Annotated in this window: 14 protein-coding genes and 1 pseudogene; 9 read left to right on the forward strand and 6 right to left on the reverse strand. The window is 62.8% G+C overall.

Annotation, left to right across the window (positions count from 1 at the left end; all coding sequences use genetic code 11):
- Nucleotides 1–14: 14 nt before the first annotated feature.
- The 4 genes from IVB18_RS15780 to IVB18_RS15795 all read left to right on the forward strand — a co-directional run bounded on the left by IVB18_RS15780 (nucleotide 15) and on the right by IVB18_RS15795 (nucleotide 3,715).
- Nucleotides 15–986, forward strand: a complete 972-nt coding sequence (locus IVB18_RS15780) for a TRAP transporter substrate-binding protein (RefSeq protein ID WP_247989964.1) — start codon at nucleotides 15–17, stop codon at nucleotides 984–986.
- A 65-nt stretch (nucleotides 987–1,051) separates the two neighbouring features.
- Entirely contained in the window at nucleotides 1,052–1,603 is a 552-nt protein-coding gene (locus tag IVB18_RS15785; RefSeq protein WP_247989965.1) for a TRAP transporter small permease, read from the forward strand.
- The gene (locus tag IVB18_RS15790) at nucleotides 1,594–2,886 is read left to right on the forward strand and encodes a TRAP transporter large permease (RefSeq protein ID WP_247989966.1); all 1,293 of its coding nucleotides are present in this window, start codon (nucleotides 1,594–1,596) and stop codon (nucleotides 2,884–2,886) included. The genes IVB18_RS15785 and IVB18_RS15790 overlap by 10 nt, the downstream gene beginning before the upstream one ends.
- A gap of 22 nt (nucleotides 2,887–2,908) precedes the next feature.
- Complete coding sequence (locus IVB18_RS15795) at nucleotides 2,909–3,715, forward strand: SDR family oxidoreductase (protein WP_247989967.1); 807 nt, start codon at nucleotides 2,909–2,911, stop codon at nucleotides 3,713–3,715.
- A 15-nt stretch (nucleotides 3,716–3,730) separates the two neighbouring features.
- On the opposite strand, the gene IVB18_RS15800 is transcribed toward IVB18_RS15795, so the two are convergent.
- On the reverse strand, nucleotides 3,731–4,432 hold the full coding sequence (locus IVB18_RS15800; RefSeq protein ID WP_247989968.1) for a substrate-binding domain-containing protein: 702 nt from the start codon (nucleotides 4,430–4,432) through the stop codon (nucleotides 3,731–3,733).
- 18 nt (nucleotides 4,433–4,450) lie between these two features.
- On the reverse strand, nucleotides 4,451–5,425 hold the full coding sequence (locus tag IVB18_RS15805; RefSeq protein ID WP_247989969.1) for a tripartite tricarboxylate transporter substrate binding protein: 975 nt from the start codon (nucleotides 5,423–5,425) through the stop codon (nucleotides 4,451–4,453).
- A gap of 233 nt (nucleotides 5,426–5,658) precedes the next feature.
- Here IVB18_RS15805 and IVB18_RS15810 point away from each other — a divergent pair, with 233 nt between their 5' ends.
- Nucleotides 5,659–7,752, forward strand: coding sequence for a molybdopterin-dependent oxidoreductase (locus IVB18_RS15810; protein ID WP_247989970.1), 2,094 nt, complete (start codon nucleotides 5,659–5,661; stop codon nucleotides 7,750–7,752).
- Here the strand turns inward: IVB18_RS15810 and IVB18_RS15815 are convergent.
- Entirely contained in the window at nucleotides 7,749–9,146 is a 1,398-nt protein-coding gene (locus IVB18_RS15815; protein WP_247989971.1) for a caspase family protein, read from the reverse strand. The genes IVB18_RS15810 and IVB18_RS15815 overlap by 4 nt on opposite strands.
- A gap of 165 nt (nucleotides 9,147–9,311) precedes the next feature.
- Here IVB18_RS15815 and IVB18_RS15820 point away from each other — a divergent pair, with 165 nt between their 5' ends.
- Complete coding sequence (locus tag IVB18_RS15820; protein ID WP_247989972.1) at nucleotides 9,312–10,094, forward strand: enoyl-CoA hydratase/isomerase family protein; 783 nt, start codon at nucleotides 9,312–9,314, stop codon at nucleotides 10,092–10,094.
- 83 nt (nucleotides 10,095–10,177) lie between these two features.
- Here IVB18_RS15820 and IVB18_RS15825 read toward each other — a convergent pair whose 3' ends face one another.
- The gene (locus IVB18_RS15825; protein ID WP_247989973.1) at nucleotides 10,178–10,711 is read right to left on the reverse strand and encodes a hypothetical protein; all 534 of its coding nucleotides are present in this window, start codon (nucleotides 10,709–10,711) and stop codon (nucleotides 10,178–10,180) included.
- Here IVB18_RS15825 and IVB18_RS15830 point away from each other — a divergent pair.
- Nucleotides 10,710–11,204, forward strand: a pseudogene (locus IVB18_RS15830) (TrbI/VirB10 family protein); the annotation flags it as partial. The gene IVB18_RS15825 and the pseudogene IVB18_RS15830 sit on opposite strands and share 2 nt — an antisense overlap.
- A 1-nt stretch (nucleotide 11,205) precedes the next feature.
- Nucleotides 11,206–11,448: a DUF2274 domain-containing protein gene (locus IVB18_RS15835; RefSeq protein ID WP_247989974.1), complete on the forward strand. Its 243-nt coding sequence runs from the start codon at nucleotides 11,206–11,208 to the stop codon at nucleotides 11,446–11,448.
- Here the strand turns inward: IVB18_RS15835 and IVB18_RS15840 are convergent.
- Together IVB18_RS15840 and IVB18_RS15845 are read right to left on the reverse strand one after the other, a co-directional pair.
- Nucleotides 11,421–12,359: a LysR family transcriptional regulator gene (locus IVB18_RS15840; RefSeq protein WP_247989975.1), complete on the reverse strand. Its 939-nt coding sequence runs from the start codon at nucleotides 12,357–12,359 to the stop codon at nucleotides 11,421–11,423. The two genes, IVB18_RS15835 and IVB18_RS15840, sit on opposite strands and share 28 nt — an antisense overlap.
- A 27-nt stretch (nucleotides 12,360–12,386) precedes the next feature.
- Nucleotides 12,387–12,707 (reverse strand): hypothetical protein, encoded by a 321-nt coding sequence (locus IVB18_RS15845; protein WP_247989976.1) that lies wholly within the window; start codon nucleotides 12,705–12,707, stop codon nucleotides 12,387–12,389.
- Between the two features lie 39 nt (nucleotides 12,708–12,746).
- Between IVB18_RS15845 and IVB18_RS15850 the strand changes: the two genes are divergently transcribed.
- Nucleotides 12,747–13,067, forward strand: coding sequence for a LysR substrate-binding domain-containing protein (locus IVB18_RS15850; protein ID WP_247989977.1), 321 nt, complete (start codon nucleotides 12,747–12,749; stop codon nucleotides 13,065–13,067).
- Nucleotides 13,068–13,097 lie beyond the last annotated feature (30 nt).

Genomic DNA, 13,097 nt, shown 5'->3' on the forward strand with positions numbered 1-13,097 from the left:
GGAGGAAAGCCCAGATGAAGACACTAGCCGGTATCATCGCAGCCGTTGCGCTGGCGGTCTCAGCGCCCCTGGCGACCGCACGCGATTTCCGCTCCGCCGACATACACCCCGCCGATTATCCGACCGTCGAGGCCGTCAAGTTCTTGGGCAAGCAGCTCGCGACGGCGAGCGGCGGCAAGCTCGGTGTGAAGGTGTTTCCCAACGGAGCCCTGGGCTCCGAGAAGGACACCATCGAGCAACTCAAGATCGGCGCGCTCGACATGATGCGGATCAACGCATCGCCGTTGAACAACTTCGTGCCGGAAACCATCGCGTTGTGCCTGCCCTTCATCTTCCGGGACACGCAGCACATGCGCACGGTCCTCGACGGGCCGGTCGGCGATGAGATCCTGGCGGCGATGGAACCCGCAGGATTGGTCGGCCTTGCCTATTACGACAGCGGCGCCCGGTCCGTTTACACCGTCAAGGCACCGATCAAGTCGCTCGCGGACCTCAAGGGACTGAAGATTCGTGTCCAGCAATCCGACCTGTGGGTCGGCATGATCCAGAGCCTCGGGGCCAACCCGACGCCGATGCCGTATGGAGAGGTCTATACCGCTCTCAAGACCGGTCTGGTGGACGCTGCCGAGAACAACTGGCCCTCCTACGAATCGTCGCGCCATTTCGAGGCAGCCAAGTTCTACAACGTCACCGAGCACTCCCTGGCGCCCGAAGTTCTCGTGATGTCAAAGAAGGTCTGGGACACGCTGAGCAAGGAGGATCAGGCGATGATCCGCAAGGCGGCCAAGGAATCGGTACCCTACATGCGCAAGCTCTGGGACGAGCGTGAGCAGGCTTCCCGCAAGACCGTCGAGGCGGCTGGCGTTCAGGTCGTTCCGATCGCCAACAAGGCCGAATTCGTCGACGCGATGAAGCCGGTGTACGCGAAGTTCGCCGCTGACGAAAAGCTGCAGAGCCTCGTCAAGCGTATCCAGGACACGAAGTAAAAACATAGGGGCGTCGGGTCCGGAGTCGCCGACCGGCGACACCGGACCCTCGCAAGGAGACGCGGATGTCAGACCCACACGTCGCAAGCCACGAGCCGGAGGCCGCGGCGGCTCGCCCGTCTACCGGCTTGCTATCGCGGATCAATGCCGTCGTCGCTCGTGCGGGCATGTATCTGTCCGTGACCGGCCTGCTCCTCATCGTCACCGTTGTGTTCTACCAGGTGTTCGGACGTTACGTGCTCAATTCCAGCCCGACCTGGACGGAGAACCTTGCACTGGTTCTCATCCTGTATGTCACGCTGATCGGCGCCGCCGTCGGCGTGCGCGATGCCGGACACATCGGAATGGACAGTCTGCTGGTGATGCTTCCGGATCACGTGCGAGAGAAAATCGAGCTTGTCATCCACGTTCTGGTAGCCGCATTTGGCATTGCGATGGCCTACAACGGCTGGATCCTCGGAGCCTCGGTCGGAACCGTGAAGATCCCCAATCTTGGCCTCCCTGAGGTCGTCCGCTACGTACCGCTGATCGCCTCCGGCGTTCTGATCGTTTCCTTTTCAATCGAGCACATCATTGCTCTCCTGCGCGGCGAAGAGGTCGTCCCCTCATGGAACTGATCATTCTCGGCGCCTCCTTCTTCGGCTTCCTGATCCTCGGCGTACCGGTCGCCTTCGCGATCGGCCTCTCGGCGATTTGTACCATCCTCTATGAAGGCCTGCCGGTCGCCGTCATCTTCCAGCAGATGATGTCGGGGATGAACATCTTCTCCTTTCTTGCCATACCGTTCTTCGTTTTCAGCGGTGAGCTGATGTTGCATGGCGGCGTCGCCGACAAGATCGTGCAGCTCGCCAAGAATCTCGTCGGACACATCCGCGGCGGGCTCGGCATGTCGAACGTGGTCGCCTGCACGCTGTTCGGCGGCGTATCCGGTTCGCCCGTGGCCGACGTGTCGGCGATGGGGGCGGTGATGATCCCCATGATGAAAAAGGAAGGTTTCGACACCGACTACGCCGTCAACGTCACCACCCATGCCTCGTTGGTGGGAGCGCTGATGCCAACCAGTCACAATATGATCATCTATGCCCTGGCCGCCGGCGGCAAGGTATCGATCGGCGCTTTGATCGCCGCCGGCCTCCTGCCAGCGCTTGTGCTGATGGTGTGTATGCTGGTCGCCGCTTACGCGGTCGCGGTGAAGCGAGGCTATCCGGCCGGCAAGTTCCCGGGCTGGGCCGAGGTTTTCCGCTCCTTCGCGGCCGCGCTGCCCGGCCTCCTGATCGTCGGCATCATCCTGGCGGGCATCCTGTCCGGCGTCTTCACTGCAACTGAATCCGCAGCGGTCGCGGTCACCTACACGATCCTACTGACCTTCTTCATCTATCGCACCATGACCTGGAGCAACTTCCTGCGCGCCGCCGCCAAGGCGGTGAAGACGACGGGCGTGGTGCTGCTGCTGATCGGCGTGTCCACCATGTTCCAGTATCTGATGGGGCTCTACGAGGTGGCCGACCTCGCCGGCGAGATGATGAGCAAGGTGTCCTCGCAACCCTGGGTCATCTTCCTGCTCATCAACCTCATCCTGTTCGTGCTCGGCACGTTCATGGATATGGCCGCGACCATCCTGATCTGCACCCCGATCTTCCTGCCGATCGCGATGAAGGCGGGCATGGATCCGGTGCAGTTCGGCATGCTGATGTTGATCAACTGCGCCCTCGGGCTGAACACCCCGCCGGTCGGAACGACGCAGTTCGTGGGCTGCGCCATCGGCGGCATCTCGGTGGGCGCGGTGATGCGCACCATCCTGCCGTTCTACGCCGCCCTGATCGCAGCTCTGATGTTCGTGACCTACGTTCCCGCCTTCTCGCTGTGGCTGCCCCGCCTGTTGATGGGCTACAAGGGATAGCAGCAACAGGGAGAATCTGTCCGTGACTGACTATCGCAAGCTCTTCGATCTCACCGGCAAGACGGCCGTGGTGCTCGGCGCCGCATCCGGCATCGGCAAGTCGTCGGCGGAGGCGCTGGCCGGGCTCGGCGCCCGCATCATCTGCGCCGATCGGGCGCTTGACGCCGCCGAGGCGACTGCCGCCGGGATTCGCGACAAGGGCGGCTGGGCGGAAGCCGCCGCGTGCGACGCTGCAAGCGTTGCGGACGTCACCGCGTTGGCTGCGACCGTGATGCAGAAGTTCACGCGGCTCGATATCGCCGTGACGACGCCCGGGCTCAACATCCGCAAGACAATCCTCGATTACACCGAGGAGGACCTCGACCGCGTCATCACGTTGAACGTCAAGGGCACGGTCTGGTTCTTCCAGGCGTTCGGCCGCATCATGGTGGAGCAGAAGGGCGGCAGCATCATCGCCTGCTCTTCGGTGCGCGCCGTCACCATCGAGCCCGGCCTTGCGGTGTATGGCTCGACCAAAGCGGCGATCGGCCTGCTGGTGAAGGGCTTCGCCTCCGAGGTCGGCCGCGCCGGCGTCCGCGTCAACGCGATTGCGCCGAGCATCGCCGAGACCGCGCTGACCGGCCCGTTCAAGCAGCGCCCCGACATCTACAATCTCTACGCCGGCCACACCGTGTTCAATCGCTGGAGCAGCGCCGACGAGGTCGCGACCGCGGTGGCCTATCTCGCCTCGGATGCCGCTAGCTATGTCAGCGGCAGCACGCTGTTCGTCGATGGCGGCTGGACGGCGGTCGATGGTCCGCCGACCGGCCTCACCCAGCTGAACAAATAGGGCGGCCAGCCGCATCTAGCCGGCGAAGCCCACGCGCTGGCGCAGTTCGCTCTGATCTGCGCCGGCCAGCAATGCGATCAGTGCGGCTGCCTCTTTCGGATGTGCGGCCCGCGCGGTCACGCCGGCAATATACATCGTCACGAGCTCGCATCCCGGCGGCAGCGCACCCGACAGAACGATGCCGTCGGTCGCGATGATCTCGGTCGCCTGCGTGCACCCGATCGGCCTTTGCGCGACGGATGCGGCTAGCTCCCGCATCGCCGTCGCGCCGTTCGGAAAGATCTTGAGGCGAGATGCGACCTCATAGGCGATGCCGAGCTGATCCAGGACTTTTGCGACGTGCTGTCCCGCGGTCGAGGCCTTGGTGTCCGGGACGAAGATCGCGTCGGCGCTGCGCAGCACCTCGCGCAGATCGGTTTCGGTTTTGACCGTCACTTTTGGATCGCGACTGCGCACCGCCAGTGCCGTCTCCACCCGGCCGATGTCGGCGATCGAGGAGGGGATGACGAGCTTCTCCTCGGCAAGTCTTGCAAGGAGCGCGTGCGTCAGGATCACGAGATCGGCCGGCGTTCCCGTGCGCAGCCTGTCCGCCATCACACCGACGGCGCCGAACTCGCCTTCGATTGCGAACCCGGTCTTCGCTTTGAAGGCCTCGGCAAGGCCGCGGACGAGGCCTTGCGCCGCGCCTCCGCTCAGGATGTTCACAGTATCGGCCATGCAGGCTCCCGTGAGGTTTCAGGACTTGTCGAACCGCTTCACGACGTCGGCCCATTTCTTGATATCGCCGCGCAGGAATTTATCGAACTCCTCCGACGTCATCGACATCGGTAATGCGCCCTGTTCGGTCCAGAGCTTGACGATGTCCGGCCGCTTCACCAGTGCAGTCAGGGCGGCATTGAGCTTGTCGATGATCGGCTTCGGCGTGCCTGCGGGCGCCATCAGTCCGAGCCAGATCGTGGCCTCATAGCCGGGCACGCCGGCCTCAAGCGCGGTCGGCACGCTCTGCAGCACCGCGGAGCGCTGCTTGCCCGTGGTGGCGAGCGCGCGGACCTGATTCTCGGCAATGTTCGGCGCCATCGCCGGCACAGCATCGATCATCATCTGCACCTGCCCGCCGATCACGCCGCTGCGCGCCTCGCCGCTGTTGCGATAGGGGACGTGGACGATTTCGATGCCGGCCATCGCTTTGAACAGCTCGCCGGCCATGTGATAGGGCGTGCCCTGGCCGGAGGAGGCGAAGTTCAGCTTGCCCGGCTGGGATCTGGCGAGCGCGATGAACTCTTGCAGCGTCTTCGCGGCGACCTGCGGGTTCACCACGATGACGAGATCGGACGAGTTCACCGGCGCGATCGGCGCGAGGTCGCGCATCAGGTCGTATTTGCGCTGCTCGAGGGTCAGCAGCGATTCGTTCGCGGTCTGGGTGTTGGACATCATCAACAGCGTGTACCCGTCGGCCTGCGACTTCGCCGCCTCGACCGTGCCGATGACGCCGCCGGCGCCGGTGCGATTCTCGATGAGGAAAGGCTGGCCAAAGCTCTCCTGGAGCGCGCTGCCGATCAGCCGGGCCGCGACATCGGCGGGCCCGCCGGCGCCGAAGGGCACGACGATGCGGACTGCGTGCGCAGGATAGTCTTGCGCGAAAGACGGGGCTGCGGCGAATGCGCCGAGCAGGCCGGCCGCCAGCGTCAGCGCGAATCTTCGGGCCGTCATGCCCACCTCCCTGATGTCATCCCTTTGGCCGACACTGTAGCGGCAGGGCGAGCGGACTGTCGACGCCTCACAAGGTCGATCGTGGACGGAATATCCGGTGGTTTTCGGTGTGGCTGTGCCGCATTTCGCGCTCGCGGCAGGAACCGGCTACGCGCGCGGTTTGAGCAAATCGCATGGGCATTGCCGGATAAATACGCTCGGCTGGCCGGTATTTTGGTGTTACGAATTTGGCCATGAACCAGCACGCCAAGATCGAAATCCGCCACTCAACCTGTCCGCATGATTGCCCCTCGGCCTGCGCTCTCGATGTCGAGGTGGTCGAAGGCCGCAGCATCGGCCGGGTTCGCGGTTCGAAAAAGCAGACCTATACGGCCGGCGTGATCTGCGCCAAGGTTGCCCGCTACGCCGAGCGCATCCATCACCCTGAAAGACTGATCTATCCGATGCGCCGAACCGGGCCGAAGGGTTCTGGCCAGTTCGCGCGGATTTCCTGGGACGAGGCGCTGGACGAGATCGGGCACCGCTTCAATCAAGCCGAGTGCGAGTTCGGCGCGGAATCGATCTGGCCCTATTACTATGCCGGCACGATGGGGCTGGTGATGCGCGACGGCCTCAATCGCCTCACGCATGTGAAGAAATATTCGCGCTTCTATTCGACCATCTGCGCCAACGTCGCGCGGGTCGGTTATGCGATCGGCACTGGCAAGATCGCCGGCGTCGATCCGCGCGAGATGGCGCTCTCCGACCTCGTCGTGATCTGGGGCACCAACCCCGTCAACACCCAGGTCAACGTGATGACGCATGCCGCGCGTGCGCGGAAGGAGCGCGGCGCAAAGATCGCGGCGGTCGATATCTACGACAACGAGACCATGAAGCAGGCTGACATCAAGATCATCCTGCGCCCCGGCACTGACGGCGCCTTCGCCTGCGGCGTCATGCATGTGCTGTTTCGCGACGGCTATGCCGACCGCGCTTACATGGACAAATACACCGATTGCCCGGCCGAGCTCGAAGCGCATCTGAAGACGCGCACGCCGGAATGGGCCTCCGCGATCTGCGGCGTGCCGGTGTCGGAGATCGAGGCCTTTGCGAAGGCAGTCGGCGAGACCAGGCGGACCTTCGTTCGTCTCGGCTATGGCTTCACCCGCTCCCGCAACGGCGCCACGCAGATGCATGCGGCGCTCTGCATTCCCGCGGTCACCGGTGCCTGGCAGCATGAAGGCGGCGGCGCCTTCTTCAACAATTACGCGCTGTGGCACTTCGACGAATCCATCATCGAAGGCCACGACGCGATCGACAAGACCACCCGCGCGCTCGACCAATCGCAGATCGGCCGCATCCTCACAGGTGATGCCGAGGCCTTGCACGGCAAGGATCCGATCAAGGCGATGCTGATCCAGAACACCAATCCGATGACGGTGGCGCCCGAGCAGGCGCTGGTTCGCCAGGGTTTTGCGCGGGAGGATTTGTTCGTGGCGGTGCACGAGCAGTTCATGACCGAGACGGCGCAGATGGCCGACATCGTGCTGCCGGCGACGATGTTCATGGAGCATGACGATCTCTATTACGGCGGCGGTCATCAGCACATCTCGGTCGGCCCCAAGCTGATCGATCCGCCCGGCGAATGCCGCTCTAACCACCAAGTCCTGCAAGCGCTGGCGCCGCGGCTTGGCGCCAAGCATCCGGGCTTCGAGATGACGCCGCGCGAATTGATCGACGCGACGCTGAAGTTGAGCGACCACGGCGATATCGCTGGCCTCGAGGCCGATATCTGGCGCGATCTGCAACCGGATTTCCGCACGGCGCATTATCTCGACGGTTTTGCCCATGCCGACAAGAAATTCCACTTCAAGGCGGACTGGGCACACCCGCCGTTCGGACTGATGATGGGCGAGCTCGACAAGATGCCGTCGCTGCCGGACCATTGGGCCGTGATCGAGCACGCCGACCAGGCCCATCCATTCCGGCTTGCAACCAGCCCCTCGCGCAGCTTCCTCAACACCACCTTCAACGAGACGCCGTCCTCGCAGGCGCGCGAGGGCAAGGCGAGCGTGATGATCCACCCCCTGGATGCGGCTGGGCTCGACATTGCTGACGGTGATGCCGTGACGCTCGGCAATACCCGCGGCGAGACCACGCTGGTCGCAACCCTGTTCGAGGGGGTGCGGCGCGGCGTGCTGATCGCCGAGTCCGTTCACCCGAACAAGGATCATATCGGCGGCCGCGGCATCAACATGCTGACGGGCGCGGAGGCGGTGGCGCCGATCGGCGGGGCGGCGTTCCACGACAACAAGGTCTGGATCAGGAAAGCGGTCGCGGCCGCTTAAGGCACGCACTCCGTCACGCCGTAGCCAGCGAACTCCTTTGCGATGTTCGGGTTCATGGATTTTGCCTGCGCGATGTCCGCGGCGCCGTCGCCGCCGCTCTTGCGGGTGGCGATGCCGCGGCCGAACAGCGAGGACGAGGAGCGAGGGTTGCGCTGGATCGCATCCGTGTAGTCCTTGATTGCCTCGGCTGTCCGGCCGAGCTTGAGGTTGACCAGTCCGCGGCTGTCGAGCGCATCGCTCAATCCGGGATCGATCTGGAGCGCCAGATTGCAATCGGCGAGCGCGCCTTGCGGGTCTCCGGTCGCAGCGCGGGTCCAACAGCGGTTGTTCAGGGCTTCCGCATCCCTGGGGTCGCGGCGGATCACGACATCGAAATCCCGCATCGCGAGCGCGTAGGCCCGCTTGATCGCATAGACCTGGCCGCGCTTGTAACGCGAGACGGCGTCGGTGGCGTTGGCCGCGATCTTGCGAGTGAGGTCGGCAACGACCGGATCCCTGGCGAGGTCGTCTGCGCTCTGCGCCGCGTCGGGCTGCGGCACTTCGCAGAGCGGTTTCTGCGGCTCCGGTTTTTGCGGCTCGGGCTTGGACGGACTCTGATCGGAGCTCGTGTTGTCCGGCGGCCGCGCCACAGGACCGGCAAACGAGAACTCCGTCGTCAGTGACGACGACAGCCAGGGCACCTGCTCCCGGTTGGTCGCGCCGACCACGCCGTTCTTGGTGTTGGTCAGCGCCTGCTCGGCGCTGATGTTCGGTGCGCGCATCTCGCGCAACAGCTCGGTGACGAACAGGCTGCGATCATTCTTGCCGCTCGCCACGACCGCGCCGAGCGCGGCGGAATACAGAATCAGCGAATTGCTCGGTGCGATCGCCGGCGCCAGGCCAGCCGAATAGCGACGAAAACGCCGCTCGAACGGATTGCGGCGGGAGGCATCGATCACCGCGATCTTGATCGCGGCGCCTCGTGTATTCATCTCGGCGAGAATGGCATCCAGGCTGAAGCCGTCGCGCGACACGTCCGGCTCGGTCCAGATCTGCGCATCGACCGGCAAGAGATAGGTCTGCCGGTTGGACTGGATGCCAAAGCCGTCGAAGAATATCAGCGCGGCCGCGCCCCGTTCGATCCGGGCATAGAAGCGATCCAGCGACTGCCGCATGGTGTCGCCGGTGAGATTGATCTGCCGGTCGACGACGAAGCCGTCACGCGTCAACTCGTTGGCGACGTCCTGTGCATCATTGGCGGCGTCAGTGAGCACGAGTTCGTTGTCGGGATATTTTGCGTTGCCGATCACCAGTGCGATCTTCGCGGCATCGGCGGCTCGGCCTGCGGTGTTGCCGCTCGCGACGATCAAGCCTGCCAGAAACAACATGATGGCGGCGCGCATGAAATGGCTCATGGGTGATAAAATCTCCAGTCAGGATAGCGGCCGCACCCCACAATTCAATCGCGAAGCCAAGTTGCGCCCACACGCTATGGTGACACGGCGCCGTAGATTGCCCTTGCGCCTGCCGCCTGATCTGCCGCAAATGGCTGCAAACGGGAGCAACAAAGCGAGCGCGCCATGACCGACACCACAAGCGTGATCACCGAGAAGCGCGGGCAGGCGTTCTGGATCACCATCAACCGGCCCGAGAAACGCAACGCGCTGAACGGCGACGTGATCGCCGGCATCACAAAGGGCTATCGCGAGGCGCATGACGACAAGGACGTCCGCGTCATCGTGCTGACGGGCGCGGGCGACAAGGCGTTCTGCGCCGGCGCCGACTTACAGAATTCCGGCGCGGCTTTCGCGATGGATCATTCCAAACCAAATGTCGACTATGCCGATCTGTTACGTTTGTCACAGAACGCCACGAAACCGGCGATTGCGCGGGTCGGCGGTGTCTGCATGGCCGGCGGCATGGGCCTTCTGTGCATGACCGACATGGCGATTGCGGCCGATCACGTCATCTTCGGCCTTCCGGAGGTGAAGGTTGGCGTGTTCCCGATGCAGGTGCTGAGCCTGCTGCAACGGATCGCGCCGCCGCGCCTCGTCAACGAGTGGGCGCTCACCGGCGAGCCATTCGACGCCAAGGCGGCGCATGCGGCGGGGCTGCTCAACTATGTCGTGCCAGCGGCCGAGCTCGACGCCAAGGTTGACTGGCTGATCGGCCACGTCGTCGACAAGTCGCCGACCGCAATCCGGCGCGGCAAATATGCTATGCGAGCGATCGCGTCGATGTCGTTCGACGAGAGCATCGCCTACACCGAAAGCCAGATCGCACTGCTCGCAATGACCGAGGACGCCAAGGAGGGCCTGAAGGCATTCAGCGAGAAGCGCAAGCCCTCCTGGACGGGGAAATAGCTCTCTTAACGCGCAGGTTCTCCGTTCGAGGCTTGGAGCGCCCCACCAAATAAATCAATGGCTTATGTCGCGGGCCCGCGCCGTCATTCCGACGAACGACTAGCAGCTAGTCCGACAAGAGCTGCTTTTGCCCGCTCCTCACGGCGCTTCTTGGAGCCTGCGATCAGCTGTTTACGCGTGCGCTTTGCATAGGTAGGCATTTGGTGGCTCGATCGATGGCGGGCAGCGGCCCGCAATTCAGCATCCGTGAGATCGCTGTCCGCACCTTCGGTAAAGCCACCGTGACGGAATGAGGTAAAGGAGAGTTCGCTGCGTAGCCCAGCTGCTGCAACAATCTTCTTTACGACACTCCGAAGATAACGCAGATCTTTGCGCTCTGTAGGCCATGGGAGCGGGGCAGGTGACCTACGATGCTCATGGTCGCGCCGAAAGACCAATCCCCAAACCGTCTCTGCCTTGATGGCGTCGAGCTCCGCCATCAATTCGGGGAAGAGAGGGTCGCCCATTTCGTCGAATAGTGGCCACCAAGCTTCCTCGCCATTCTTCGGATGCACAATTCTTACGCTGTTTGGTCGCTCAGTTGGCCGATAGTGCGAGATTTCGAAGGCGCCGAACACCGCGCAGGTAACAGAAAGCGTTTTCGATTCGCCGACGGGACGCCTTCTGCTAGTCCCGCAGGGGGCGCGCTTGATCGGGGTATACGACAGCCAGGTCGCTTTCGGTCAGTCCCGCGTCCTGCTGGTTTGGACCCGCCTCATCATGCCGAATGGCCGTTCGATCGTTCTCGAGCGGCAGCCGGGTGCAGACGCGGCAGGATATGCCGGCCTCGAGGACGAAGTCGACAACCATTGGGGCGAATTGCTCAAAGCTGCCGCCCTGTCGACGCTGCTGGCTGTCGGAACCGAGCTTGGTGCAGGCTCCGACACCAATAGCAATGATAGTGCAATTATCCAGGCATTGCGCCACGGAGCCGGGGACTCGTTGAATCAAACCGGCCAGCAGGTTGTCCGTCGCAGCCTCAATACTCAGCCGACCCTGACCATCCGTCCGGGATTTCCGGTGCGTGTTATCGTCAATCGCGATCTCGTTCTCGAGCCGTACAGAGGATGAAATGACCAAGCTCAAGATTGGGGCGCTTTCAGACGAGAGACCGGTCAAGGTCAGCATCGAATTGCCAGCTTCCGTGCATCGAGATCTGCTTGCATACGCGAAAGCCGTTGCAAGCGAATCGGGACAGCCCATCAGCGATCCCGGTAAGCTTATCGCACCGATGCTGGCGCGGTTCATGGCTACGGATCGCGGCTTTTCGAAGCTCCGGCGCGCGGTTCATTCACCTGCGGCCGGCAAGGGGTAGCGTTCAGCCAACTGCTTAAGAAAACTATCCAAGGCGGGATTGTCGTTATCGGCTCGCCAATGTGCCGAAAAGTCAACGCGCGTCGGTCCCGTCCCATCGCGCAATTCGCGATAGACCAAGCCAGCGAAGCTCGCGCCAATATCTGATTCCAGGACCAGGCTGATCCCGAGCTTCATGCTGATGAGACTCTTGATGATACCTCGGCTGACGTCGTGGCGTTCGATCTTCGGTCGATCGGCAGGAGAAACAAGCTTTGATATCAAGAGATCCTCAAGCTCGCGTCCGGGGTCGTGCTGACTTAGAAGGACGGTCTCGTTTCGGAGGTCGGTCCAATGAACTACGGGGCCTGCTGCCAACGCATGATTTTCTGGCAGAGAGACCAGGATGCGCTCGCTCCAGAGCGGCCGCACCTTATTGTCCGGCAACGGCACGTCCCCAGTTACGACCAGAACGTCCGTCGTGCCATTCCGCAGCGCCGTCGCGAGACGCGTTCGCGAATGCTCGACCGTTGCGAGTTCGATCCGAGGATGGCGGTTCTTGAATTCGGCCAGCGTCGCGCGCAGATTGCCCGCGGAAATGGAGGTGCAAAAGCCGATCGAAAGGCGGCCAGCTTCGCCGCGCCCACTTGATTTTGCTGTTGCAACAAATACATCGACTTGCTCCAAAATTAGCCTAGCCATTCTCAGCGCGCTTCGCCCAGCTGGCGTTGGCTTTACCCCTCCGCGTGAGCGTTCGAATACGCGGACGCCAATCCGATGCTCAAGCTGACGAATAGATCGGCTCATGATCGAGTGTCGTATGGACAATAATTCGGCGGCTTGCCGAATACTCCCATAATCTGCCGCTGCGACTGCAAACTGGAGTTGCCGTAGATCAACAGCATTCGTCCCGAGCATGCGTGGCTGGTCCATCAACTCGTTCTCCAAAGGAGCAGGCCGTTATTCGACTAATGGTGTTAGAGTCACGAAAGAGGCCAGCGTGGAGCTTTTCTCTCGTTCGATCGCCTCGCCAGCGTGTTCGTACTCGTTACGCACAACGGCTGGGTTGCGTAGGGCGTCGTCCAGGGCTCGCTGATGATAGCTGATTTCTTCCAGCTTCACCTTGGCGCCTGTCAGCGCGGCGATGCGGGCGATTTCGTGGATGAGTCGATCTCCGGCGGTAATCGCCTCAAACAGCGTCTCGATCTCAAGATCCTGAACGGGCGCGTCCACATTTTGCGGCAGAGCATGCTTCAGATCGAAGTCGCGATCTCTGCACATCAGGCTTTCATGACGCAAGACGCGCCTTGAGGCTACCATATGGTCGCGAAAAACCAGATCATCCGCGTGGCGCCGCGGCTTGTCGTCAACAGCGCCGATGCGGTGATTGTCGCAGCCGAGGCCGGATTGGGGATCACCCGCTCGTTGTCCTATCAGGTAAGGGACGCCGTTCATGCGAGACGGCTCGTACCCGTTCTCGGAAAATTCGCGATGCCGGCTTCGCCGGTCAGCGCGATCTACCCCGCCCGTCGGGTCGCGTCCGCCAACGTGGCCACGTTCGTCAAAGCCGCAAGAAACCACTTCGCCTCCAGCCCGCTTGTCGCGTTCCCGGTAGCCGCGCTTAATCAGCGGCTCGTCTAAAGCGTAGTTGCCCGACCAATTATCCCGTCG

The sequence above is a fragment of the Bradyrhizobium sp. 186 genome (genome assembly GCF_023101685.1).
Lineage (GTDB): Bacteria > Pseudomonadota > Alphaproteobacteria > Rhizobiales > Xanthobacteraceae > Bradyrhizobium.

What these genes read in the sequence shown, in the direction of transcription:
- IVB18_RS15815 (WP_247989971.1), bottom strand. Translation starts at nt 9,146, where the DNA reads ATGAGCCATTTCATGCGCGCCGCCATCATGTTGTTTCTGGCAGGCTTG.
- IVB18_RS15805 (WP_247989969.1), bottom strand. Translation starts at nt 5,425, where the DNA reads ATGACGGCCCGAAGATTCGCGCTGACGCTGGCGGCCGGCCTGCTCGGC.
- IVB18_RS15800 (WP_247989968.1), bottom strand. Translation starts at nt 4,432, where the DNA reads ATGGCCGATACTGTGAACATCCTGAGCGGAGGCGCGGCGCAAGGCCTC.
- IVB18_RS15780 (WP_247989964.1), top strand. Translation starts at nt 15, where the DNA reads ATGAAGACACTAGCCGGTATCATCGCAGCCGTTGCGCTGGCGGTCTCA.
- IVB18_RS15785 (WP_247989965.1), top strand. Translation starts at nt 1,052, where the DNA reads ATGTCAGACCCACACGTCGCAAGCCACGAGCCGGAGGCCGCGGCGGCT.
- IVB18_RS15820 (WP_247989972.1), top strand. Translation starts at nt 9,312, where the DNA reads ATGACCGACACCACAAGCGTGATCACCGAGAAGCGCGGGCAGGCGTTC.
- IVB18_RS15835 (WP_247989974.1), top strand. Translation starts at nt 11,206, where the DNA reads ATGACCAAGCTCAAGATTGGGGCGCTTTCAGACGAGAGACCGGTCAAG.
- IVB18_RS15810 (WP_247989970.1), top strand. Translation starts at nt 5,659, where the DNA reads ATGAACCAGCACGCCAAGATCGAAATCCGCCACTCAACCTGTCCGCAT.
- IVB18_RS15845 (WP_247989976.1), bottom strand. Translation starts at nt 12,707, where the DNA reads ATGTGCAGAGATCGCGACTTCGATCTGAAGCATGCTCTGCCGCAAAAT.
- IVB18_RS15790 (WP_247989966.1), top strand. Translation starts at nt 1,594, where the DNA reads ATGGAACTGATCATTCTCGGCGCCTCCTTCTTCGGCTTCCTGATCCTC.
- IVB18_RS15840 (WP_247989975.1), bottom strand. Translation starts at nt 12,359, where the DNA reads ATGGACCAGCCACGCATGCTCGGGACGAATGCTGTTGATCTACGGCAA.
- IVB18_RS15850 (WP_247989977.1), top strand. Translation starts at nt 12,747, where the DNA reads ATGGTCGCGAAAAACCAGATCATCCGCGTGGCGCCGCGGCTTGTCGTC.